This is a genomic window from Streptomyces sp. NPDC060049 (assembly GCF_042736715.1).
GTDB lineage: Bacteria > Actinomycetota > Actinomycetes > Streptomycetales > Streptomycetaceae > Streptomyces.
The window spans coordinates 13,761-35,373 of sequence record NZ_JBHWVV010000014.1; the positions used below are offsets into that span (position 1 = coordinate 13,761).

Consider the following 21,613-nt stretch of genomic DNA (forward strand, 5'->3'; position numbering starts at 1 on the left):
GGATCGATGCGTACGGGAAGGCTGTGATCAGTGGACGGCGGCCGTGCGTTCGGCCTCGTACACCTGGTGGACGAGTTCGAGGGTGGCCAGGCCGTCCGGCCAGGTGGCGCGCTCGCCGCGCAGCACCTCGGTGAACTCCTCCAGGACCCCGACGTACTCGTGGCCCAGCGAGCTCTTGAAGCCGGGGTAGCCGCCCAGCATGTCGGCGGCGAACCGGCGCCCGTCGCCGAGCACGACCTCGACGTCCTTGAGCTCTCCGTGGCCGTAGGCCCAGTCGAGGTCCACGACGGCCTCGGTGCCGTCGGCCGAGGTCAGCCGGATCACGGCCTGCTGGTCCACGCCGTTCTCGTCACGGGTGACGTCCGCGCCGGCCAGCGAGACCTCACCGAGGAGCAGGTGCACCACGTCGATGGCGTTGGGGCCGTTGTCGGCGACCGCGCCGCCGCCGCACCGCTCCGGGTTCAGGTACCACTGGTCGCGGCCGACGTGCTCCTCGATCTTCTCCCAGTAGCGCACCGTCAGCTTCTCGACGGGCACGTCGCCCGGCAGGCCGTCCCGCAGCGCGAGGACGTTGGTGTTGTAGCGGCGGTGGTACGCGGTGAACAGCGCCACCTTGTGGACGGAGGCCAGGGCCCGCAGGGTCCGGCCCTCCTCCACGGTGATCGCTAGGGGCTTCTCGACGCAGACCGAGCGCCCGGCGCTCAGCGCGTCCCGTACGACCGCGAAGTGCACGTCGTTGGGCACGTTGACGACGACCGCGTCGAGTTCCGTGCCGGCCAGCAGTTCGCGGTGGTCGCGGTAGGTGGGGATCTTCCCCTCGAAGGGGGCCAGCACCTCTTCGTTGAGGTCGCACACGGCGGCCAGTTCCAGGCCCGGGAGGTTCTCCAGCGCCTCCAGGTAGAAGCGGGAGATCACTCCCAGCCCCACGATGCCGATACGGATCTTGCTCATCGTTCTCCTCCAAGGGGAGCGGGCGGGACGAGGGAGTACTGCTCTGCGACCTCCAGCAGCTCGCCGTGCAGGGCGGCGGCTAGCGGTACGCCGTTTTCGCGTGCCTCGCGGGCGTGCCGGTCCTCGGGCCAGCCGGGGTAGCTCACCGGCCGGGCCGGGTCGATCGCGGGGGAGCCCAGCAGGGAGGCGAAGAGGTCGTCGGCCTGCGCCAGGAACTCGCCCTCGGGGCGCAGGGTGCCGGGCGCGATCGCCAGCGCGAGGAAGCCGATGTTGTCGTCGCGGCCGTTGGGGCGTGCCCCGCCGAGCTCCCCGGTCGGGCCGAGGTTCGCGCCGGGCAGCAGCGCCGCCAGCGTCTCCACGAGCAGGCTCAGCCCGTACCCCTTGTAGGAGCCGGTCTCCGGGCGTCCGCCCAGCCACTGCAAATGGGCCTCGCCCCGGTCGAAGGCGCCGGGGTCGGTCACCGGCGTGCCGGCGTCGTCGGCGAGCCAGCCCTCGGGGATCCGCTGTCCGGCCCGCTCCGCGGCCCGCACCCGGCCCGTGGGCACCACGGTGGTGCTCATGTCCAGTACGTACGGGGGGTGTCCGCCGGCCGGGACGGCCAGGCTGAACGGGTTGGTGCCGAGCATCGCGGCGGCGCCGCCCGGCGGGCGGATGATGCGCTGTCCGCCGCAGTTGCCGGCCAGCAGGCCGATCTGGCCCCGCTGGGCCAACTTGCCCGTGAAGTACCCGGCGCACCCGAAGTGGGTTCCGTTGTACAGGGAGACCAGGCCGATCCCGTGGGCCCGGGCCCGCTCGGCGGCCAGGTCCATCGCCGCGCCCGCAGACCACAGGCCGAGCGCCCGGTGCGAGTCCACCAGGACCGCCGCGCCCCGGTCGGCGACGATCTCCAGATCGGCCCCCGGGTCGGCGCGGCCCTCGTCGAAGAGGGGCAGGTACTGCCGGGTCAGGTTCGCCAGGCCGTGGGAGCTGACCCCCGTCAGGTCCCCGTACACCAGCGCCTCGGCGGCGGACAGGGCGCGGTCGGCGGCCAGGCCCCGGGCGGTGAACACCTCGGCGGTGAAGCCGACGAGCTCCTTGTGGTCGAGCCGTACGGTGCGGGACCGCTCGGCGGTGGGTGCGGCGGTGGTCATGTGGTTCCTCTGGTTGCTCATCACGTCGTCGACGTCGGGTCGTTGGTGGCGAAGGCGATCAGCAGCCGGGCGATGTCCCCGGCGAACAGTTCGAGTTCCTCGCGGTCGGCGAACTCGCCCTCCGCGTGGGCGTTGTTGCGCTGCAGGTCGCCGGGCCCGAACACGGCCGTGAAGCTGTCCGGCAGCCCGTCGGCCCAGATGGCGTCGCAGGTGAAGGCGGCCTCGTCGGCCGGCCAGGAGGCCAGTTCAGCCCCCTCGGTCAGCAGCCGCTGCGCCCACGCGTCGGACGCGTCGAGGGCGGGCAGGCCCCGCTTGAGCCAGTCCAGGCTGGTGATCTCCTCGGCGTCCGCGGCGGTCCGGGCGATCAGCTCGCTTCCGGCGTAGCGGTGGCGGAAGCCGGCCAGTGCCAGGCGCAGCTCCCGGCGCGTCGCCTCCTCCAGCGCCACACCGTCGGCGCCGGAGCCGTAGGAGAGGTTCAGCAGCAACTGGCCCGTCCCGTAGACCTTGTTGTGCAGCGGTCCGGTCTGCAGGCCGGCCACGCACACCTGGCCGCTGTTCGCGTACTGCGGCAGGGCGTCGGCCAGGTGTCCCGCGATGTGTCCCAGCAGGACCGTCGCGTTGTGCCCGGCGGCCGGGGCGTCGTCGATGGAGTCGTCGCCCGCGACCCGCACCCGGGCCGTCATCGCGGCCGTGGAGCGGGTCAGCAGCCGCCGGCCCGTCGGTTCGCAGAAGATGTTCAGCCGGCCGGTGTACCCGCGCTCGATCAGCGGCCGGGTGCCGTAGACCCCCATGGCGCCGCCCTCTTCGCCGGACACCAGCTGGATCAGGACGCCGGTGTCGCGGCCGATGGCGGGCTCGGCGGCGAGCGCCGCCCGGATCCCGGCCAGCAGGGCGACCGCGGGACCCTTGGCGTCGATGGCGCCGCGGCCGTGGAAGCGGCCGTCCGCCAGCGACACCGGCTGCACCCCGGCGACCGTGTCCACGTGGATGTTGAACATCACGGTCCGTGAGTGCGGCAGCCGCGGACCGAGCCGCAGCACCAGGCTGGGCTGCGAGGACAGGAACTCCTCGTCGTCCCGCACCGCCCACCGCACCACCGCCGGGACCTGCTCGTCGGCCAGCTGGTCCGCGTCGGCGGTGCCGTGCCACTCGACGGTGAAGCCCAGCTCCCGCGCCGCCTCGGCGTAGGCCCGCTGTGCCTCCCACAGCCGGACCTCGCCGCCCGCCCCGGTCTCCAGCGGACCGGCGGTCGGCAGGGACAGCAGCCGCAGCAGCAGTTCGTCGTCCCCGGCGGTGAGCGGCGCGGTCCGCAGCAGCTCAGTCGTGGATGCCGGCACGTACGTACTCCTCTCTCGTCTCGTCAGTGGCCGATGCCACGATCTCGGTGGCGACCAGGTGTTCCAGGTGCCGTCCGTACTCCACGAACAGGTCCGGTCCGTCCTCGCCCAGTTCGGTGCGGCTCTCGTGCGGCCGCAGCGCCAGATGCGGTTCGATCGACCAGGCGCCGGTGTAGCCGTTCTCCAGCAGCAGCCGCAGGCACCGGGCCACCTGGCTCTCGCCCTGCCCGGGCAGCGTGTACGCCGCCTTCGCGCCGATGCCGACCGCGTCCTTCACGTGGACGTGGGCGACCGCCTCGGGGTACTGGCTCATCAGCCGCTCCAGCACCCCGTAGGCCTCGTACTCGTACGCCGCCCCGTTGCCGGTGTCGAACAGCAGCCGCAGCGCGGGAGAGTCCACCTCCTCCAGCAGCCGCAGCATCCGGTCGGCGCTGCGACCGGCCCAGCCCGCACAGTTCTCGTGCAGCAGGACCAGGCCCGAGGCGTTCGCCCGGGCGGCCAGCAGCCGCATGCGGCGGATCACCTCGGCGCCCCAGTCGGCCTCGTCCCACCCGTCGTTGGGGTAGGACATGACCCGCACGTAGCGGGTGCCGAGGGCGGCGCACCGCTCGGCGAGCCGGTTCAGCTCGGCCAGGTCCTGCTCGATGCCCTGGCTGATGGGCCGCGACCAGTCCGCGATCCGCGAGTCCACGCAGGCCGTGCCGAGGCCCGCCTCGTCCAGCGCCCGCAGGCAGTCGCCGAAGGCCGCGTCGTCCAGGTCCGCGATCGCGACCCCGCCCACGCTGCGCATCTCGATCAGCTGCCAGCCCAGTCCGGAGACCGCGCGCACCTGCTGTTCCAAGGTGCGTCCGGCCTCGTCGCCGATCCCCGCGTAGAGGATCCCGGGGGCGGCCTCACCCCTCGGCGGGTGCCGGGCGTACCCGGTCCGAAGGTCAGGAAGCATGGGGCAGTGCCTCTTCTTGGAGCGATTCCTCGAGCCGGGCGATCCGGGCGAGTTCCTTGGCTTCCGCGAGCACGGTCGTCACCCGGGCGTTGAGCCGGAAGTCCGCTTCCAGGTCCGCGTCCGTCGTGAACTGCTCGTACGCGTGCAGCAGGAACCGTGCCAGGGAGTCGTCGCGGAAGAGCGAGCGGACGCTCTTCCCGTCGGCGGAGGTGTTCAGGTGCGCGTAGTCGTCGCTCTCGCTGATCGGGTAGTGCCCCACGGCCCAGCCGTCGCTGAACCCGAGGCGGATCACCCGTTCCCGGATCGGCGAGGCCAGATCGGAGAAGATCTCCGTCTGGACGCCGCCGTCGTGGCTCAGCAGCAGCCGGGCCGCCCCCATCTCGGGGACCACCGTGTCGCCGACGTGCATGTCGTGCAGCTCGGCCCCGGCCGTACGGCCCGCGCCGGCCAGGCTCAGGGCCACGCCCACCGAGTGCGGCAGTTCCACGTCGAAGGCCGTCGGGTGGCCCTCCGTCTGGAGCGTGCGCACCAGGCGCGGCTTGCGCTGCGCGACGAAGATGGTCTCCAGCGCGCCGAGCTTGCCGCTCTGCACGAGGGAGCGCAGCCGGGTGGTCAGGGCGCTCTGCAGCCAGTGCGCCACCACCATGACCTTCAGGTCGTGGCCCGCGCGCAGTTCGTCGATGGCCGCCAGTTCCTCGGTGTCGGCCACGAGCGGCTTCTCCACCAGGATCCGGTCGAACCCCAGCTCCGCCAGCTCCCGCAACGGCTCCAGCCGGTGCGTGGGCGGCGTGCACAGGTGGACGACGGTGTCCTTGGGATCGAGGATCTCGGCGGCTTTGGCGAGCTCCGGTACGGAGATCACTTCGGGGGCGCCCAGCTGCGGGGTGTGCGGGTTGAAGTCGTAGACCACGGGCGGGAGGCCGGATATGAGGGCGGCGCCGCGCTCGGTGCGGCGCAGCCGCTCCAGGACGGTCCAATGGAGCCCGTGACCGGCCCGGCCGAAGCCTACGATCAGTGTTCTGGGCATGATTCACTCCCGTTGGCGCTCGAGGTCAGTGGCTTCGGTAGGCGACCCTGGTAGCCAGCCGCGAGAACTCCTCGCACCAGGACTGGTCCAGCCCGGACCGGGAGATCGACGCGCAGGCCTTGTCGACGAGTCCGGCGATGGTGCGTTCCACGGTGGCGCGGACCCCGGTCTCCTCCAGGACCTTGCGCAGGAGGTCGACGTCCCACGGGGCGCCGTCCTTGCGGTCCAGGAGCGAACGCACCCGCTGGTCCTGCTCGGCGGCCAGCGCCAGCAGCAGCGTCATCTTGTGCTCGGCGAAGTCCAGGCCCGTCGGCTTGCCGGCGTCCTCGGTGGTGCCGAAGGCGTCGATCAGGTCGTCGCGGAGCTGGAAGGCCTCGCCCAGGGCGAGCCCGTACGTCTCGAACGCCGAGGCCAGGTCGGGGCGTCCGGCCAGGGTGGCGCCCAGGACCAGCGGGCGGTGGATGGTGTAGCGGCCCGACTTGCACACCGCGATCCAGCGGGAGAGCGAGGGGTCGACCACGCCCTCCGCGGCGACCGCCACGTCGAGGTGCTGGCCGATGACCATCTCGGCGCGCAGTTCGTCCCACACGGCACGGGCCGGGGCGGGGAAGCGGCTGGTGAGCTGGTCGGCGTAGATCAGGGCCAGGTCGCCGGCGAGGACCGCGACGCCCTCGCCGAAGCGGCGGGACTCGCCCTGCCAGCCGTTGATCTGGTGCTCGGCCTCGTGGAGCCGGTGGACGGTGGGTGCGCCGCGGCGCAGCGAGGAGTTGTCCACGACGTCGTCGTGGATCAGTGCGAACGCCTGGAGCAGTTCCAGGGCCGCCGAGGCGTCGATGGCGACCGCGTCGGACGGGTTGCCGCCGGCGGCCAGGAAGCCGCTGAGGGCGAACACGGGGCGAAGTCGCTTGCCGCCGCTGGAGACCAGCGAGGAGATCGCGTCGACCGGCTGGGCGGCCCGGGGGTTGATGCCGTACCAGTACGCGCGCTGGTGCTCGACGAACTGCTCGAGCCGCTGCTCCACCTGGTCGAGCAATCCGGCTCGGAGTTGCTGAATATCGGTAACGACGGTCGTCATGGCAGCCTTCTCTGAGATGAAATCGGAATGTGCGCGAAACCGTGTGAAGATTTCGGGATAGATCACCGAGCCGATGCCCCGGACAGACTTGCCGGAAGGCTGAAGACCACGTTCTCGACGGCGGTCTGCTCGAGTTCGAGATCGACGTAACCGAGCGAGGCCAGCCGCTCCAGGAGCTGGTCGATCAGGATCTCGGGCGCGCTCGCCCCGGCACTCACACCGACGGAGGAGACCCCCTCCAGCCACTCGGTGCGCAGGTCGCCCACCTCGGGCACCAGGTGGGCGGCGGTCCCCAGGTCCCGGGCCACCTCGACCATCCGGATCGAGTTGCTGGAGTTGACGGAACCGACCACGAGCACCAGGTCGCTGCGCTGGGCGATCGCCTTCACGGCGTTCTGCCGGTTCTGGCTGGCGTAGCAGATGTCGCCCTTGCCCTCCAGCGCGGGGAACTTCTCGTGGAGGGCGTCGATGATGCCGGAGGTCTCGTCCAGCGAGAGCGTGGTCTGCGACAGGTAGGCCACGTTCGCGTCGGAGGGCAGGTCCAGCGCGGCCACCGCTTCGACGTCCTCGACGATGACGGTAGCCTCGGGGGCCTCTCCGAAGGTGCCCTCGACCTCTTCGTGGTCGCTGTGGCCGATCAGGAGGATCGTCTTGCCGTCCCGTGCGTAGCGGATGGCCTCCTGGTGCACCTTCGAGACCAGCGGGCAGGTCGCGTCGATGACGTCGAGGTCGCGGTGCGCGGCGTTGGTGCGGACGGCCGGGGAAACCCCGTGGGCGGAGAAGACGCAGACCGAGCCCTCCGGCACTTCCTCCTCGCTGTCCACGAAGATCGCGCCGCGCTGCTCCAGGGAGCGGACGACGTAGTGGTTGTGGACGATTTCCTTCCGTACGTATACGGGAGCTCCGTACTTGTTCAGGGCCTCCTCTACGATCTGTATCGCGCGGCGCACACCGGCGCAGAATCCACGCGGCTCCGCCAGAATCACCTTTTTCGGAGCTCTGGTTCCTGACATCTGGTGTTCTCCCGTTTCGGTCGGTCGCGGTGAGTTCGAGACTGCCGACAACCGCTGAAACCAGTCAACGAATATCGGCCCGGGGGCCCGTCCCCGGAGCCATGAGGACGAATTTCCGCCCGTTCGCTGCCACGCCCGCCCTCCGCGTGACCCGCTCTGCCACCCCACCGGCCCCGTCGTCCCGCCGACTTGTCATACGACTGCCATAGGGTGCTCGGCGAGTGAGCGAGCGGACGTTCTTTCAACCCGGGCAAGACTGAGGAGACTTCGGATGACCGTGGACGCGAAGACCACCGAAAAGGCCCTGCGGCTCAGGGAGTTGAGCGAGTCCGTCCTCGTCCTGCCCAACGCCTGGGACGCGGCCAGCGCGGCCGTGATCGAAGCGGCCGGCGCGTCGGCGATCGCCACGACCAGCGGCGGGGTGGCCTGGGGGATCGGCCGCGGGGACGGCCAGCACGCGACGCGCGCGCAGATGCTGGAGGCCGCCGCGCGCATCGTGGCGGCCGTGGACCTGCCGGTCAGCGTGGACGTGGAGGGCGGCTACGACGACGTCGCGCGGACCGTGCGCGAGGTCGTGGCGCTGGGCGGCGTCGGCATCAACCTGGAGGACTCCAAGGCGTCCGACGGCACGCTGTACACCGCCGAGGAGCAGTCCGAGCGGATCCGGGCCGCCCGTGCGGCCGCCGCCGGAGCCGGGCTGCCGGAGCTGGTGGTCAACGCCCGCACCGACGTCTTCCTCTTCGGGATCGGCGAGGAGTCGGGCCGGCTGGCCGACGTGCTGGCGCGCCGCGAGGCGTACGCGGCGGCCGGCGCCGACGGGTTCTTCGTACCGGGCCTGCTGGACCTGGAGGCCCTGGCCGAGATCGCGCGGGGGCCGCTGCCGGTCAACGCCCTGGCGGGCCCGGGCGGTCCGTCCGTCGCCGAGCTGGCGGCGGCCGGCGTGCGCCGCGTCAGCGTGGGCACCGCCGTGGCGCAGGCGGCGTACTCGGCGGCCCGCGCGGCGGCCGAGGAGGTGCTCGCGCGGGGCACGTACGGCGGGCTCGGCGGCACGCTCGACTACGGGACGCTCAACGGGCTCTTCGTCAAGTAGCCCGCTTCCCGCTGGTCCCCCGGACGGTCCAGTCACACGGCCGTCCGACGCCTTCTGGCAGAGAGTGGGAAGCGGCACTCAGACCAGGGGGGCACCACCATGCCTGGAGGCGTACGCACATGGGACTGTTCGACTTCATGAGGTCCGACAAGAAGAAGGAGAAGGCGGCCGGGAAGGCGACCGAGCAGGTGCAGCGGCACGCCGCGGACGCCCCCGCGCCCCCGGCCGGGACGCCCGGCGACGCCGGCACCCGGTACAGCGACTCGGCGGCGGCCACCAAGGAGGCCTCCGAGCGCATGGCGGCGGCGGCGCCCAAAGCCGCGCCCGCACCTCCCGCCGCGCCGCCCCTCGCCCGACCCGCGCCGCACACCCCCACCCCGGCCTCGGCCGCACACAAGGCGGTCCCCGCGGCCCCCGTGCCGCCGCCCAAGATGCAGCGCACGTACACCGTCCGCTCCGGCGACTCGCTCTCCGCGATCGCCCGCCGCGAGCTCGGCAACGAGGGCCGCTGGCGTGAGCTCTACGCCATGAACAAGGGCGTCATCGGCTCCAATCCCGACATGATCCAGCCGGGCATGCAGCTCGTCCTCCCCCACTGAGGGCCGACCCGCGGGGCGTCGGCCGAGCCGGAGCGCGAAGAGGGGCCCGGATCCTTCCCAGGATCCGGGCCCCTGCGCGTCGTGCGCGCGCCGGCGTCAGCGGTGCTTGCGCTTCGCGTCCTCCGCGTCGATCCGGGCCTCCGCGGCCTCGGCTTCCTCCGTGAGCGTCGAGGCGGGCGGCGTCGGCGCCCCGGTCTGGGCTCCCGCCTCGCGCTCCTTCGCCGCCAGCTCGTCGTCGAAGCTCGCCGGGGTCTCCTCCTCGCGCGCGGACAGTTCGGTGGCCGCCGGCGGCTCGACGAGCCAGTCCGGGTTCGACTGCTGGTCCCACCACCTCCACGCGGCGTAGGCCCCGCCGGCCAGTACGGCGACCAGCGCGGCGCCCTTGAGCAGCCGGCCCCTGCGGGCCCGCCGCTCGTGTCGCCGCACCAGCTTCTGCACGTCCTTGGCGGACACCTGGCCGCGCAGCGCCGCGAAGGCGGCCGTCGAGCGCGAAGCGGCCTCCTCTGCCACCGGCTGGGCCGCCGCGAGCGCGCTTTCCAGTCGTGGCTGCGCGTAGTCGGCTGCCTGGCGCACCGCTTGGCGGGACTGCTGCACCGCCTTCGTCGCCGCCCGGTCCACGTTCGGCGGCACGTGCGTGCGCGCCGCCCTGAGCCGGGGATGGACGTGGCAGTCGAAGGTCGTACGTGCTTGCCGGGCGGCCACGTCGGCCGCGTGGGACACCTTCGGCGTCAGACGTTCATTGGCTTCTTGGGCGTAGTGCACCGCGGCATCCTTGGCGGATTCCGCGTACGGTGCCACCACTTCCGCCGCGTGCAGGAAACTTTCCCTGGCACTCTCGGCTGCCAGGCGCACGCTTTCCTTGCGGGTCACGGTTCCTCCTCCTCGGTGGCGGACACAGTTCACCTTTCCACCCTTTGTCGGATCATGCCTGCCGTACCGCCGGGCGGCATGCGTGACAGGGCATACGGGTGGAGGATTTCAGTCCGGTGCGGCCCTCCGTGGGAGGATCTGGGACCGACAGTGATGACTATGGAAGGCAGATCCGTGGCCGAGAAGCTCTACGCCACCCTGAAGACCAGCCACGGCGACATCGAGATCGAGCTGCTGGCGAACTTCGCTCCGAAGACCGTGCGGAACTTCGTGGAACTCGCCACCGGCGCCCGCGAGTGGACGCGTCCCACGGACGGGCAGAAGACCACGGACCCGCTCTACGACGGCACCGTCTTCCACCGCGTCATCAGCGGCTTCATGATCCAGGGCGGCGACCCGCTCGGCAACGGCACGGGCGGCCCCGGCTACCAGTTCGCCGACGAGTTCCACCCCGACCTGGCCTTCACCAAGCCCTACCTGCTCGCGATGGCCAACGCCGGCCCCGGCACCAACGGCTCGCAGTTCTTCATCACCGTCGCCCCCACCGCCTGGCTGACGCGCAAGCACACCATCTTCGGCGAGATCACCGACAAGGCCAGCCAGGCGATCGTGAAGGACATCTCCGCCGCCGCCACCAACCCGCGCACGGAGCGCCCGCTCGACGACGTGGTCATCCAGTCCGTCGTCATCGAGAACCGCTAGCCCGGGAACCGCCGGCCCGGGAACCTTTCGGACCCGCCCGTCCGTCCTCGATACGTACCGGAGGGCGCGGCGGATCCGCCGGGCCCGGCCGCCGACCGAGGGGACCGATGGACACCGAACGTCTTCCGGGCTGCTACCGCCATCCCGACCGCGGGACCGGGATCCGCTGTACGCGCTGTGAGCGGCCGATCTGTCCCGAGTGCATGATCAGCGCCTCGGTCGGCTTCCAGTGCCCCGCATGCGTCCGCGAGGGCTCGGGAGGGGGCCGCGGGCCCGCCGCCAACGCCCCGCGCACCATCGCGGGCGGCGTGGTCGCCGCCGATCCGCACCTGGTCACCAAGATCCTGATCGGGATCAACGCGGCCGTGTACCTCGCGGCGATCGCCCTCCCCGAGCTGGCGATCCAGCTGGAGCTCATCGGCCGGTACTACGAGCAGCTCGGCGGTCCGCCGGAAGGGGTCGCCACGGGCGAGTACCACCGGCTGCTGACCTCGACGTTCCTGCACGTCCAGTGGTGGCACCTCATGGGCAACATGCTCGGGCTGTGGTTCCTCGGCGGACCGCTGGAGCAGGCGCTCGGCCGGGCCCGCTACCTCACGGTGTACGTGCTCTCCGCCCTGGGCGGCAGCGCCCTGGTCTATCTGCTGACCCCGCAGAACGTCGCGACCCTCGGCGCCTCGGGGGCGGTCTTCGGGCTGCTCGGCGCCAGTGTGGTGCTGGCCCGCCGCATGCGGCACGAGATGCGTCCGCTGATCACCGTGGTGGTGTTCATGCTGGTGCTGACCTTCGCGCCGCTGAGCGGCAGCCTCACCGTGTCCTGGCAGGCCCACGTCGGCGGTCTGGTGACCGGTGCGCTGCTCGCGCTGGGCCTTTTGCGGCCCGCGCCCAAGGGGGACGCCCGCACACGCGGACTCGTCCAGTGGGGCACCTGTGTGGCGGTGTTCCTGCTGGCCGCAGCCGTGATCGCGGTCCGGACGGCCGAACTTTCCGCACTCACCTGATCACACCGGCGTCAACTCTCCACAGAGTTATCCACAGATCTTCTGTCTTTTCCTCAGGTGTGGATGACGCTGTGGATAACTCATGGGGAGAGCTTGCGCGGCCGCCGCCGCCACGCCACTATCGCGGGGGTGCCGCGGGGCTTGCACCGTGCTTCGGCGCGGTCACTTCCACTGCGTGGAGACGCCGAATCCTGCCGCGATGAAGCCGAAACCGACAACAATGTTCCAGTTTCCGAGCGCTTCGATCGGAAGCTGGGTCTCGGACAGATAAAAGACGACGATCCACGCCAGGCCGACCAGGAAGAACGCCAGCATGACCGGAGCGACCCAGCTGCGGTTCGTCAGCTTGATCGTCTGTGGCGTCCGCGAGGGCGGCGGGGTGTAGTCGTCCTTCTTGCGGATACGTGACTTCGGCACGAGGGGCTCTCCTGTCGATGCGCTGGGGACCTTGCCTGCCCCGGGCGTCCGTTAGCGTAGTGGACCTGTGGCGTTGAAGGAGAAGGGTACGTTGAGCAATTCCGACGACTCCTCCGCGGGTCCCCGTCGCCGTGCCAGACCGGTCCGGCTGCTGACGGCCGCCGTTTTCGCCCTGGCCGGCTTGCTCTTCGTCACCAGCTTCAACACCTCCAAGGGTACGAACATCCGGACGGATGCCTCGCTCCTCAAGCTGTCGGACCTGATCCACGAGCGCAGCCAGAACAATCTGGACCTGGAGAAGAGCACCGCGACCGTGCGCGGCCAGGTCGACGCCCTCGCCGAGCGCGACGACGGCAGCACCAAGACCGAGGACGCCCGCCTGGCCGCGCTGCGCGCCGCCTCGGGCACCGAGGAGATCACCGGCAAGGGCGTCACCGTCACCCTGAACGACGCCCCGCCGAACGCCACGGCCCGCATCCCCAACGTGCCCGAGCCCCAGCCCAACGACCTGGTCATCCACCAGCAGGACCTCCAGGCCGTGGTGAACGCCCTCTGGCAGGGCGGCGCCGAAGGCATCCAGGTCATGGACCAGCGCCTGATCTCCACCAGCGCCGTCCGCTGCGTCGGCAACACCCTGATCCTCCAGGGCCGCGTGTACTCGCCCCCGTACAAGGTGAGCGCCGTCGGCGACCCGGCCGCGCTGAAGAAGGCCCTCGCGGCCTCCCCGGCGCTGCAGAACTACCAGCTGTACGTGAACGCGTACGGGCTCGGCTGGAAAGTGGACGAGCACAAGGCGCTGACACTGCCGGGGTACTCCGGCACAGTGGACCTCCACTATGCGAAGCCGCTGGAGTCCGCCACCCCGTGACGCCGTACTGCGCCTGCTGGTACGGACGTTCAGCGAGGTGTGCCTGACCGCCGGTTCCCTGATCGTCCTCTTCGTGGCCTACGTGACGCTGTGGACCGGGGTCAAGGCCGACCAGGCCATGGACGGCGAGATGGCCCGGATGCGCGACCGCTGGGCGGCGGCCCCCGCGGCCGCCACCGCCCCCGCCCCGGCGCCCGCCCCGACGCCCGCCACAGCCCCCGTCCCGGCGCCCCCGGCGCCCGCCGGCTACCCCCCGGACCGGGCCTTCGCCGAGATGTACGTCCCGCGCTTCGGCCCGGACTGGAACAAGCCGGTCATGGAGGGCACGGGCACCGAGCTGCTGAAGAAGGGCCTGGGCCACTACACCGGCACGGCCGCGCTCGGGGGCGGGGGGAACTTCGCGGTGGCCGGCCACCGCCGCACCTACGGCGACCCCTTCAAGGACATCCCGCGGCTGCGCCCCGGCGACGCCGTCATCCTCAAGGACGCGACCACCTGGTACACCTACACCGTCCGGCGAGAGGCACTGCGCGTACAGCCCGACGAGCTCGGCGTCGTGGACCCGGTACCGAGCCGCTCCCCCTTCACCAGCCCCGGCCGCTACCTGACCCTGACCACCTGCGACCCGGAATGGGGCCACAGCCACCGCCTCGTCGTCTGGGCCGAGCTGACCGAGACGCGGGCCGTCGCGGAGGGAAGGCCCGAGGGTTTGGCAAGGTGACCCTCCGCGCCGGGCGGCTGGCTTTAGGCTGTGGCTGTACCGCCCCCGCGGTGCGTTGAACGATCGTGGACGAAAAGGACACAGGCGGCATGTACGGCTGGATCTGGCGGCATTTGCCGGGCAACGCGTGGGTACGCGTGCTGATCTCCCTCGTGCTGGTGCTCGCGGTGGTCTTCGTGCTGTTCCAGTACGTCTTCCCGTGGGCCGAGCCGTTGCTCCCGTTCAACGATGTGACGGTGGACGAGGGATCGGGAGCCACTCCGTGAGCGCGCGCATTCTGGTGGTCGACAACTACGACAGCTTCGTCTTCAACCTGGTCCAGTACCTCTACCAGCTCGGCGCCGAGTGCGAGGTGCTGCGCAACGACGAGGTCGCACTCGCCCACGCCCAGGACGGCTTCGACGGGGTCCTGTTGTCCCCCGGCCCGGGCACCCCCGAGGAGGCCGGCGTCTGCGTGGACATGGTCCGCCACTGCGCGGACACGGGCGTACCGGTCTTCGGCGTCTGCCTCGGCATGCAGTCGATGGCCGTCGCCTACGGCGGGGTCGTCGGCCGGGCCCCGGAACTGCTGCACGGCAAGACCTCGCCGGTGCTGCACGAGGGCCTCGGCGTCTTCGCCGGACTGCCGTCGCCCTTCACCGCCACCCGCTACCACTCCCTCGCCGCCGAGCCCCGGACCCTCCCGGACGCCCTGGAGGTCACGGCGCGGACCGAGGACGGGATCATCATGGGCCTGCGCCACCGCGAGCACGACGTCGAGGGCGTGCAGTTCCACCCCGAGTCCGTACTGACCGAGTGGGGCCACCGGATGCTCGCGAACTGGCTCGTGCGCTGCGGTGACGAGGGTGCCGTGGAGCGCTCGGTGGGGCTCGCCCCGGTGGTGGGCAAGGCCGTCGCGTGACGTCGCTCGCGCCGTCCGCGCCCACGGAGGGCCGGGCCGCGCGGCGCAGGGCGGCGCAGCAGGCCGCGAAGCGAGCCCGTACCCGTACGGGCACCCGCGGCCGGGGCCGGCGGCGCAGGCGGCCCGCCTCGGGCGGCCCGCTGGTGGTCGCCAGCCGGCTCGGCGGGGAACTGTTCATCACGCTGGGCCTGGTGATGCTGCTCTTCGTCGTCTACCAGATCTGGTACACGAACCTGCTCGCGGACCGGACGGCCCAGGACGCGGCCGGCTCGCTCCAGCAGAACTGGCAGCACGGCGGGGACGCGACGGCCGGGGCGGACGGGGCGGCAGCGCCGCCCGTGGCGACGGCCTTCGAACCGGGCCAGGGCTTCGCGATCCTCCACATCCCGAAGCTGGACGTGAAGGTGCCGGTGGCGGAGGGCATCAGCAAGCCGAAGGTGCTCGACAAGGGGCTGGTCGGGCACTACGACGGCGGCGAGAACTCGGTGAAGTCGGCCATGCCGTCCGACGCCCAGGGCAATTTCGGGCTGGCGGGGCACCGCAATACGCACGGCGAGCCGTTCCGCTACATCAACCGGCTGGTGCCGGGGGACAAGATCGTGGTCGAGACGCGGGACACGTACTACACGTACGAGACGACCTCGCAGCTGGCACAGACGTCGACCAAGAACGTCTCCGTGCTCAAGGCCGTGCCCGACGGTTCCGGCTTCACGTCCCCGGGCCGGTACATCACCCTGACCACCTGCACCCCGGAGTTCACCAGCACCTACCGGCTGATCGTATGGGGCAGGATGACCGCGGAACGCCCGCGCAGCCAGGGTGCTCCGCCCGAACTGGCCAGCCCGTAGAGGATTCGCAGTGTCACGTGCCGCACCGCCCCCGAACCGCAGCGTCCTCGCGGGGTTCCTGAGCCTGCTGGGCGAGGTCCTGATCACGGCGGGCCTAGTGCTCGGCCTGTTCGTGGCGTACTCGCTGTGGTGGACGAACGTCCTGGCGGACCGGGACGCCTCGGCGCGCGGCGACGCGGTCCGCGAACAGTGGCAACAGCCGGCGCCGGCCCCGTCCGCGGCCGCCGGGCCGGGGGCGCTCGACACCCAGGGCGGCATCGGGTTCCTGCACGTGCCCGCGATGAAGAACGGCGAGGTGCTCGTGAAGCGGGGCACCCAGTCCGACGTCATCAACGAGGGCGTCGCCGGGTACTACACGGAACCGATCAAGTCGGCGCTGCCGTGGGACGAGACGGGCAACTTCACCCTGGCCGCGCACCGGGACGGACACGGTGCCAAGTTCCACGACATCGACAAGGTGGGCAAGGGCGACGCGGTCGTGTTCGAGACCCGCGACACCTGGTACGTGTACAAGGTCTTCGCGGAGCTGAAGCAGACCTCGCGGTACAACGTGGACGCGATCAGCCCGGTCCCCAAGGAGTCGGGCAAGACGGCTCCGGGCCGCTACATCACCCTGACGACCTGCACTCCCGTCTACACCTCGAAGTACCGCTACATCGTGTGGGGCGAACTGGTCCGCACCGAGAAGGTGGACGACAAGCGCACCCGCCCCGTGGAGCTGCGCTAGGAGGACCGGAGCACCTGGAGCCGGACTGCGGCGCTCCAGGCCTCCAGAGGCCCCTGTGGACGTCCGTGACGCCTCCCTGGGCGGCGATTGTCCAGGGACTCGCGGATGAAGGCACAGGTGGCCACGCAGAGGTCGGAGCCCTTGAGGGCGCACGGACAGGACCTTCACCTTGTCGAAAGGTCCGGCCCCTCTCGTCGAGAGGGGCCGGACCTTTCGCGCTGCTATCGCCGGAGGCTAGCCGCCCAGGCCTCCGAAGAAGCCGCCGCCGCCGTTGTTGTTGCCGCCGTTCTGCCCCCCGCCGGGGAGGGTGTTGACGTTGATCACCGTGCCCGTCGGGACCTGCTGGCCGAGGCCGGGGTCCGAGGACAGGACGATCGCCTTCCCCTCGTTCGGGCCCGACAGCACGTTGCCGAAGACCAGGCCCTTGGAGGCGAGCTCCGCCTTCGCCTGGTTGATCGTCTTGCCGGCCAGGCTCGGGACCTGGACCTGCTGGACGGCCTTGGCGACGGAGATGTTGACCGTCGAGCCGACGTCCACCGAGTCGCCCGCGACGCGGTCCTGCTGGACCACCGTCTTCGGAGCCGTGCCCGGGGGCGCGTCCACCTCCGTGACGCTGCCGAGCTTCAGCTTGGCGTCCGTGAGCGCCTTGGCGGCCTGCTGCTGGTTCTTGCCCAGCAGGTCCGGGACGCTCGCCTTGGACTGCTCCTTGGCCACCTGGAGGGTGACGACCGAGCCCTTCTCCGCCTCGTTGCCGCTCTTCGGATTCTGGTCGAGGACGGTGCCGGGGGACCGCTCGGACTCGACGAGCTTCTTCTCGACCTGGAAGTTCTTGGCCACGAGCGCCTTCTCGGCGTCGGCGACCGGCATGTTGATGACGTCGGGAACGGCGACCTTGGGGGCGCCGGTCGAGACCTTCACCTTCACGACGGACTTCTTGTCGACCTTGGTGCCCTCGGCCGGGTTCTGCTCGCAGACGCTGCCCTTGGGCGCGGCGTCGCAGGCCATCTCGCCGTCCTTCTGGACGGTGAGGCCGAGGTTGTCGCCGCTCTTCTGCGCGTTCTCGAAGGTTTCGCCGATGAGCTTGGGCACCACGGGACGGTTGTCGGCGCCGCCGCTGAAGAGGGAGCGTCCGATGAGGATCGCGCCGACGAGGACGAGGATGCCGGCGGTCACCAGCAGGATCGTCGAGGCCTTGCTCTTCTTCTGCGGACGGCGGCCGTGGCCGCCCTGGTCGTAGCCGCCCTGGTCCCCGTACCCGTAACCGCCCTCGCCCGGGGGCATCGGCGGGAGCATGGAGGTCTGGCCCGGGTCGGCGGTGCGCAGGGCGGTGGTGGGCTGGTCGTAGCCCTGGTGGCCGTAACCGTGGTTCTGGTCGGGGTAGCCGTAGCCGGCCGCGCCCATGGCGGCGGTGGCGGCGACGGGCTGCCCGTCGAGGCAGGCCTCGATGTCGGCGCGCATCTCGTCGGCCGACTGGTAGCGGTAGTCGGGGTCCTTGACCAGCGCCTTCAACACGATCGCGTCCATCTCGGGCGTGATCTCGGGGTCGAAGTTCGACGGGGGCTGGGGCTCTTCCCGTACGTGCTGGTAGGCGACGGCGACCGGTGAGTCGCCGATGAAGGGCGGCCGGACGCTGAGGAGCTCGTACAGCAGGCAGCCGGCCGAGTAGAGGTCGGAGCGCGCGTCGACCTGTTCGCCCTTGGCCTGCTCCGGGGAGAGGTACTGGGCGGTGCCGATGACGGCGGCGGTCTGCGTCATGGTCATGCCGGAGTCGCCCATGGCGCGGGCGATGCCGAAGTCCATGACCTTGACCTGGCCGGAGCGGGTCAGCATGACGTTGGCGGGCTTGATGTCCCGGTGCACGATTCCGGCGCGGTGCGAGTACTCCAGCGCCTGGAGGATGCCGATGCACATCTCCAGGGTGCGCTCGGGCAGCAGCTTGCGCCCGGAGTGCAGGAGCTCGCGCAGGGTCGAGCCGTCGACGTACTCCATCACGATGTACGGGATGGAGATGTTGTCGACGTAGTCCTCGCCGGTGTCGTACACGGCGACGATCGCCGGGTGGTTGAGCGATGCGGCCGACTGGGCCTCGCGCCGGAACCGGGCCTGGAAGGACGGGTCGCGGGCGAGGTCGGCGCGCAGGGTCTTGACGGCGACGGTACGGCCGAGCCGGGTGTCGTGGGCGAGGTAGACCTCGGCCATGCCACCGCGGCCGAGCACGTGGCTCAGCTCGTACCGGCCGCCGAGGCGACGCGGCTCTTCCATTTCGTTGCAGCCCTCTCCGTCAGTCCCGACCGCACCCGTGTGTGGTCCGGCGGTGTGCTGTTCGCGCAAAGGCTACCGGCCGATCGTCGGTGATCGGTTCGTGACCACAGGCTGATACCGGACCGGTACCGTACGCACGGATCCGGACGGGATCGGTGATCCGGATCACACCTGTGTGCCCCTTGCGGCTCTCTCGTGGTGGTCGGTCTCTTCCGTCACACCTTGTTGCTCTTCAATACGGCCTGCATGACGGCCTTGGCAACGGGTGCGGCCAGACCGCCGCCGGAGATGTCGTCGCGGCTCGCGGCGCTGTCCTCGATGACGACGGCGACGGCGACGGGCGAGCTGCCGTCGGGGTTCTCGGCGTAGGAGATGAACCAGGCGTAGGGGCGCTTCTTGTTTCCCTCGCCGTGCTGGGCGGTTCCGGTCTTGCCGCCGACGGTGACGCCGTTGATCCTGGCGTTGCCGCCGGTGCCCTTCTCGACGACGTTGACCATCATCTCCTGGAGCTTCTTCGCGTTGTCCCCGGAGACCGGCCGGCTCATCTCCTGCGGGTCGTGCTTCTCGATGACGTCGAGGTTGGGCGCGGTCAGATGGTCGACCATGTGCGGCTTCATCAGCTTGCCGTCGTTGGCGATCGCGGCGGTGACCATGGCCATCTGCAGCGGAGTGGCCGCGGTGTTGAACTGGCCGATCGCGCTCTGGGCGTTGCCGTCCTTGCCCATGGTCTTGTCGTAGACGCTGGCGAAGGCGCGGACCGGGATGTCGATCTTGTCGTTGTTGAAGCCGAACTTCTCCGCGGTCTTCACCATGTTGTCCCGCCCCACCTTGTCGCCCATGTTGGCGAAGACGGAGTTGCAGGAGACGCGCAGGGCCTCGATGAGGCTGGCCTTCTCGCACCCAGGGGCGTGGTTGACCATCGGGGTCTTGGTGCCCGGCAGGATGTACGGCTCGGGGGTGTCGGTCGCCGCGTTGATGTCCTGGACCACGCCGTGCTCCAGGGCCGCGGCGGCGGTGACCACCTTGAAGGTGGAGCCGGGCGGGTAGGTCTCGCGCAGGGCGCGGTTGACCAGCTTCTTGTCCTCGCTGTCCTTGAGCTCGACCCAGTTCTTCTCGTCGGTCTTGGAGTTGCCCGCGAAGACGGAGGGGTCGTACGAGGGGGTGCTGACCAGGGCGAGGATCGCGCCGGTGCGCGGGTCGATCGCCGCGACGGCGCCCTTCTTGTCGCCGAGCGTCTCGAACGCGGCCTTCTGCGCGGCGGCGTTGAGCGTCGTGACGACGTTGCCGCCCTGCTTCTTCTCGCCGGTGAACATGCCGACGGTGCGGTCGAAGAACAGCCGGTCGTCGTTGCCGGTCAGGATCTGGTCCTCGAGGGACTCCAACTGCGTGGAGCCGAAGGCCTGCGAGGCGTAGCCGGTCACCGGGGACCACAGCGCGCCGTCCGTGTAGGTGCGCTTGTACTTGTAGTCGCTGCCGTCGGTGACGGCGGACCCGGTGATCGGGTTGCCCTCGACGATGATGTTGCCGCGCTCGGTGGCGTACTGGGCGATCTGGACCCGGCGGTTCTCCTTGCGGGTGCTCAGTTCCTCCGCCTTGACGTACTGGAGCCAGTTGGTCCGCACGAGCAGTGCCAGGACGAGCAGCCCGCAGAAGATCGAGATGCGGCGCAGGGGCTTGTTCATGACGGGCGGACCACCTGGGTCATCTCGGAGTCGGGGGACGGTGCCGGTGCCGGTGCGGGGCGGCGTGCGGTGTCGCTGATCCGGATGAGCACGGCGATGAGGATCCAGTTCGCGAGGACGGACGAGCCGCCGGACGCGAGGAAGGGCATGGTCATACCGGTGAGGGGGATGAGGCCCATGACGCCGCCGGCGACGACGAAGACCTGGAGCGCGAAGGCGCCGGAGAGGCCGATGGCGAAGAGCTTGCCGAAGGGGTCGCGGGCGGCGAGGGCGGTGCGCACGCCCCGCTCGATGATCAGGCCGTAGAGCAGGAGGAAGGCCATGACCCCGGCGAGCCCGAGCTCCTCGCCGACGGTGGAGAAGATGAAGTCGGAGTTCGCGGCGAATCCGATGAGGTCGGAGTTGCCCTGTCCCCAGCCGGTACCGAGGACCCCGCCCGAGCCGAAGCTCATGATCGACTGGCCGACCTGTTCGCAGGCGCCGGACTTCTGGTAGCAGGCGAAGGGGTCGAGCCAGGCGGTGACGCGCGCCTTGACGTGGCTCGCGGTGGCGCCGACCACGGCCGCGCCGCCCACGCTCATGAGCAGGCCGATGACGATCCAGCTGGTCCGCTCGGTGGCGACGTACAGCATGATCACGAACATGCCGAAGAAGAGCAGCGAGGTGCCGAGGTCGTTCTCGAAGACGAGGACGAGCAGGCTCATGGCCCAGATCATCAGGATCGGGCCGAGGTCGCGGCCGCGGGGCAGGTAGAGGCCCATGAAGCGGCGGCTGGCCAGTGCCAGGGCGTCGCGCTTGACCATGAGGTAGCCGGCGAAGAAGACGGCGATGACGATCTTCGCGAACTCGCCGGGCTGGATGGAGAATCCGCCGACGCTGATCCAGATCTTGGCGCCGAAGACGTCCGCGCCCAGGCCCGGGATGACCGGAAGGATCAGCAGGACCAGCGCGGCGGCCATCGAGATGTAGGTGAAGCGCTGGAGCACGCGGTGGTCCTTGAGGACCATCAGCACGCCCGCGAACAGCGCGATGGCGAGCGCCGTGTACAGCATCTGCCGGGGCGCGGAGTCGGAGAACACCCCGTAGATCCGCTTGGCCGTGTTCTGCAGCCGCGTGGACTGGTCGAGGCGCCAGATCAGCACCAGGCCCAGCCCGTTGAGGAGCGTGGCGATCGGCAGGAGCAGCGGGTCGGCGTACTTGGCGTAGCGGCGCACGACGAGGTGGGCGATGCCGGCGAGGACGCCGAGGCCGAGCCCGTAGGTGAGCATGCCCGGGGGCAGCTTCCCGTGGATCGACAGGCCCGCGTTGGCGTAGGCGAAGATCGGGATGACCACGGCGAAGGCGAGCAGCAGGAGCTCGGTGTTCCGCCGGCTCGGCAGCTCGATGGCGCCGATGGTGGTCGTGTTGGTGACAACGCTCATGGTGTGGCAGGCCCCCTGTGCCCGCTTG

The 21,613-nt window shown here is 70.7% G+C and carries 21 protein-coding genes and 1 pseudogene; 10 read left to right on the plus strand and 12 right to left on the minus strand.

Annotated elements, in window-relative coordinates:
- Window positions 1-27 precede the first annotated feature (27 nt).
- The 7 genes from ACFWBY_RS24955 to ACFWBY_RS24985 form a co-directional block, all read right to left on the minus strand.
- The gene (locus tag ACFWBY_RS24955) at window positions 28-951 is read right to left on the minus strand and encodes a Gfo/Idh/MocA family protein (RefSeq protein ID WP_385340454.1); all 924 of its coding nucleotides are present in this window, start codon (window positions 949-951) and stop codon (window positions 28-30) included.
- On the minus strand, window positions 948-2,081 hold the full coding sequence (locus tag ACFWBY_RS24960) for an Ldh family oxidoreductase (RefSeq protein ID WP_385340452.1): 1,134 nt from the start codon (window positions 2,079-2,081) through the stop codon (window positions 948-950). Before ACFWBY_RS24960 ends, ACFWBY_RS24955 begins: the two co-directional genes overlap by 4 nt.
- A gap of 20 nt (window positions 2,082-2,101) precedes the next feature.
- The gene (locus ACFWBY_RS24965) at window positions 2,102-3,418 is read right to left on the minus strand and encodes a M20/M25/M40 family metallo-hydrolase (protein ID WP_385340451.1); all 1,317 of its coding nucleotides are present in this window, start codon (window positions 3,416-3,418) and stop codon (window positions 2,102-2,104) included.
- A complete protein-coding gene (locus ACFWBY_RS24970) occupies window positions 3,399-4,361 on the minus strand; it encodes a sugar phosphate isomerase/epimerase family protein (RefSeq protein WP_385340449.1) in 963 nt (320 codons plus the stop codon). Before ACFWBY_RS24970 ends, ACFWBY_RS24965 begins: the two co-directional genes overlap by 20 nt.
- Window positions 4,351-5,388 (minus strand): Gfo/Idh/MocA family oxidoreductase, encoded by a 1,038-nt coding sequence (locus tag ACFWBY_RS24975; protein ID WP_385340447.1) that lies wholly within the window; start codon window positions 5,386-5,388, stop codon window positions 4,351-4,353. Before ACFWBY_RS24975 ends, ACFWBY_RS24970 begins: the two co-directional genes overlap by 11 nt.
- A gap of 25 nt (window positions 5,389-5,413) precedes the next feature.
- Window positions 5,414-6,463, minus strand: a complete 1,050-nt coding sequence (locus ACFWBY_RS24980) for a polyprenyl synthetase family protein (RefSeq protein ID WP_385340445.1) — start codon at window positions 6,461-6,463, stop codon at window positions 5,414-5,416.
- Between the two features lie 62 nt (window positions 6,464-6,525).
- A complete protein-coding gene (locus ACFWBY_RS24985; protein ID WP_385340443.1) occupies window positions 6,526-7,476 on the minus strand; it encodes a 4-hydroxy-3-methylbut-2-enyl diphosphate reductase in 951 nt (316 codons plus the stop codon).
- Window positions 7,477-7,747: 271 nt separating this feature from the next.
- On the opposite strand from ACFWBY_RS24985, the gene ACFWBY_RS24990 reads away from it, so the two are divergent.
- Window positions 7,748-8,566: an isocitrate lyase/phosphoenolpyruvate mutase family protein gene (locus tag ACFWBY_RS24990; protein WP_385340441.1), complete on the plus strand. Its 819-nt coding sequence runs from the start codon at window positions 7,748-7,750 to the stop codon at window positions 8,564-8,566.
- Window positions 8,567-8,685: 119 nt separating this feature from the next.
- Complete coding sequence (locus ACFWBY_RS24995) at window positions 8,686-9,165, plus strand: LysM peptidoglycan-binding domain-containing protein (RefSeq protein ID WP_385340439.1); 480 nt, start codon at window positions 8,686-8,688, stop codon at window positions 9,163-9,165.
- 96 nt (window positions 9,166-9,261) lie between these two features.
- Here ACFWBY_RS24995 and ACFWBY_RS25000 read toward each other — a convergent pair whose 3' ends face one another.
- Complete coding sequence (locus ACFWBY_RS25000; RefSeq protein ID WP_385340437.1) at window positions 9,262-10,035, minus strand: DUF5324 family protein; 774 nt, start codon at window positions 10,033-10,035, stop codon at window positions 9,262-9,264.
- A 174-nt stretch (window positions 10,036-10,209) separates the two neighbouring features.
- On the opposite strand from ACFWBY_RS25000, the gene ACFWBY_RS25005 reads away from it, so the two are divergent.
- Both ACFWBY_RS25005 and ACFWBY_RS25010 read left to right on the plus strand, forming a co-directional pair.
- A complete protein-coding gene (locus ACFWBY_RS25005) occupies window positions 10,210-10,737 on the plus strand; it encodes a peptidylprolyl isomerase (protein WP_385340468.1) in 528 nt (175 codons plus the stop codon).
- Window positions 10,738-10,844: 107 nt separating this feature from the next.
- Window positions 10,845-11,738: a rhomboid family intramembrane serine protease gene (locus ACFWBY_RS25010; RefSeq protein ID WP_385340435.1), complete on the plus strand. Its 894-nt coding sequence runs from the start codon at window positions 10,845-10,847 to the stop codon at window positions 11,736-11,738.
- Window positions 11,739-11,900: 162 nt separating this feature from the next.
- Here the strand turns inward: ACFWBY_RS25010 and crgA are convergent, their stop codons facing one another.
- The gene (gene crgA, locus ACFWBY_RS25015) at window positions 11,901-12,155 is read right to left on the minus strand and encodes a cell division protein CrgA (protein ID WP_385340433.1); all 255 of its coding nucleotides are present in this window, start codon (window positions 12,153-12,155) and stop codon (window positions 11,901-11,903) included.
- A gap of 91 nt (window positions 12,156-12,246) precedes the next feature.
- Here crgA and ACFWBY_RS25020 point away from each other — a divergent pair, with 91 nt between their 5' ends.
- The 6 genes and pseudogenes from ACFWBY_RS25020 to ACFWBY_RS25045 all read left to right on the plus strand — a co-directional run bounded on the left by ACFWBY_RS25020 (window position 12,247) and on the right by ACFWBY_RS25045 (window position 16,220).
- Window positions 12,247-13,023, plus strand: coding sequence for a DUF881 domain-containing protein (locus ACFWBY_RS25020; RefSeq protein ID WP_385340432.1), 777 nt, complete (start codon window positions 12,247-12,249; stop codon window positions 13,021-13,023).
- Window positions 12,992-13,744, plus strand: a complete 753-nt coding sequence (locus ACFWBY_RS25025) for a class E sortase (protein WP_385340431.1) — start codon at window positions 12,992-12,994, stop codon at window positions 13,742-13,744. Before ACFWBY_RS25020 ends, ACFWBY_RS25025 begins: the two co-directional genes overlap by 32 nt.
- Window positions 13,745-13,809: 65 nt before the next feature.
- The gene (locus tag ACFWBY_RS25030) at window positions 13,810-14,010 is read left to right on the plus strand and encodes a hypothetical protein (RefSeq protein WP_162688402.1); all 201 of its coding nucleotides are present in this window, start codon (window positions 13,810-13,812) and stop codon (window positions 14,008-14,010) included.
- A complete protein-coding gene (locus tag ACFWBY_RS25035; protein ID WP_385340429.1) occupies window positions 14,007-14,645 on the plus strand; it encodes an aminodeoxychorismate/anthranilate synthase component II in 639 nt (212 codons plus the stop codon). Before ACFWBY_RS25030 ends, ACFWBY_RS25035 begins: the two co-directional genes overlap by 4 nt.
- Window positions 14,627-15,493 (plus strand): annotated as a pseudogene (locus ACFWBY_RS25040) (class E sortase); the annotation flags it as partial. The gene ACFWBY_RS25035 and the pseudogene ACFWBY_RS25040, both read left to right, overlap by 19 nt.
- Before the next feature lie 10 nt (window positions 15,494-15,503).
- Entirely contained in the window at window positions 15,504-16,220 is a 717-nt protein-coding gene (locus tag ACFWBY_RS25045) for a class E sortase (RefSeq protein WP_385340427.1), read from the plus strand.
- A gap of 234 nt (window positions 16,221-16,454) precedes the next feature.
- Here the strand turns inward: ACFWBY_RS25045 and pknB are convergent, their stop codons facing one another.
- The 3 genes from pknB to ACFWBY_RS25060 all read right to left on the minus strand — a co-directional run bounded on the left by pknB (window position 16,455) and on the right by ACFWBY_RS25060 (window position 21,585).
- A complete protein-coding gene (gene pknB, locus ACFWBY_RS25050) occupies window positions 16,455-18,482 on the minus strand; it encodes a Stk1 family PASTA domain-containing Ser/Thr kinase (RefSeq protein WP_385340426.1) in 2,028 nt (675 codons plus the stop codon).
- Between the two features lie 215 nt (window positions 18,483-18,697).
- On the minus strand, window positions 18,698-20,164 hold the full coding sequence (locus tag ACFWBY_RS25055) for a peptidoglycan D,D-transpeptidase FtsI family protein (RefSeq protein ID WP_385340425.1): 1,467 nt from the start codon (window positions 20,162-20,164) through the stop codon (window positions 18,698-18,700).
- On the minus strand, window positions 20,161-21,585 hold the full coding sequence (locus ACFWBY_RS25060; protein WP_385340423.1) for an FtsW/RodA/SpoVE family cell cycle protein: 1,425 nt from the start codon (window positions 21,583-21,585) through the stop codon (window positions 20,161-20,163). Before ACFWBY_RS25060 ends, ACFWBY_RS25055 begins: the two co-directional genes overlap by 4 nt.
- Window positions 21,586-21,613 lie beyond the last annotated feature (28 nt).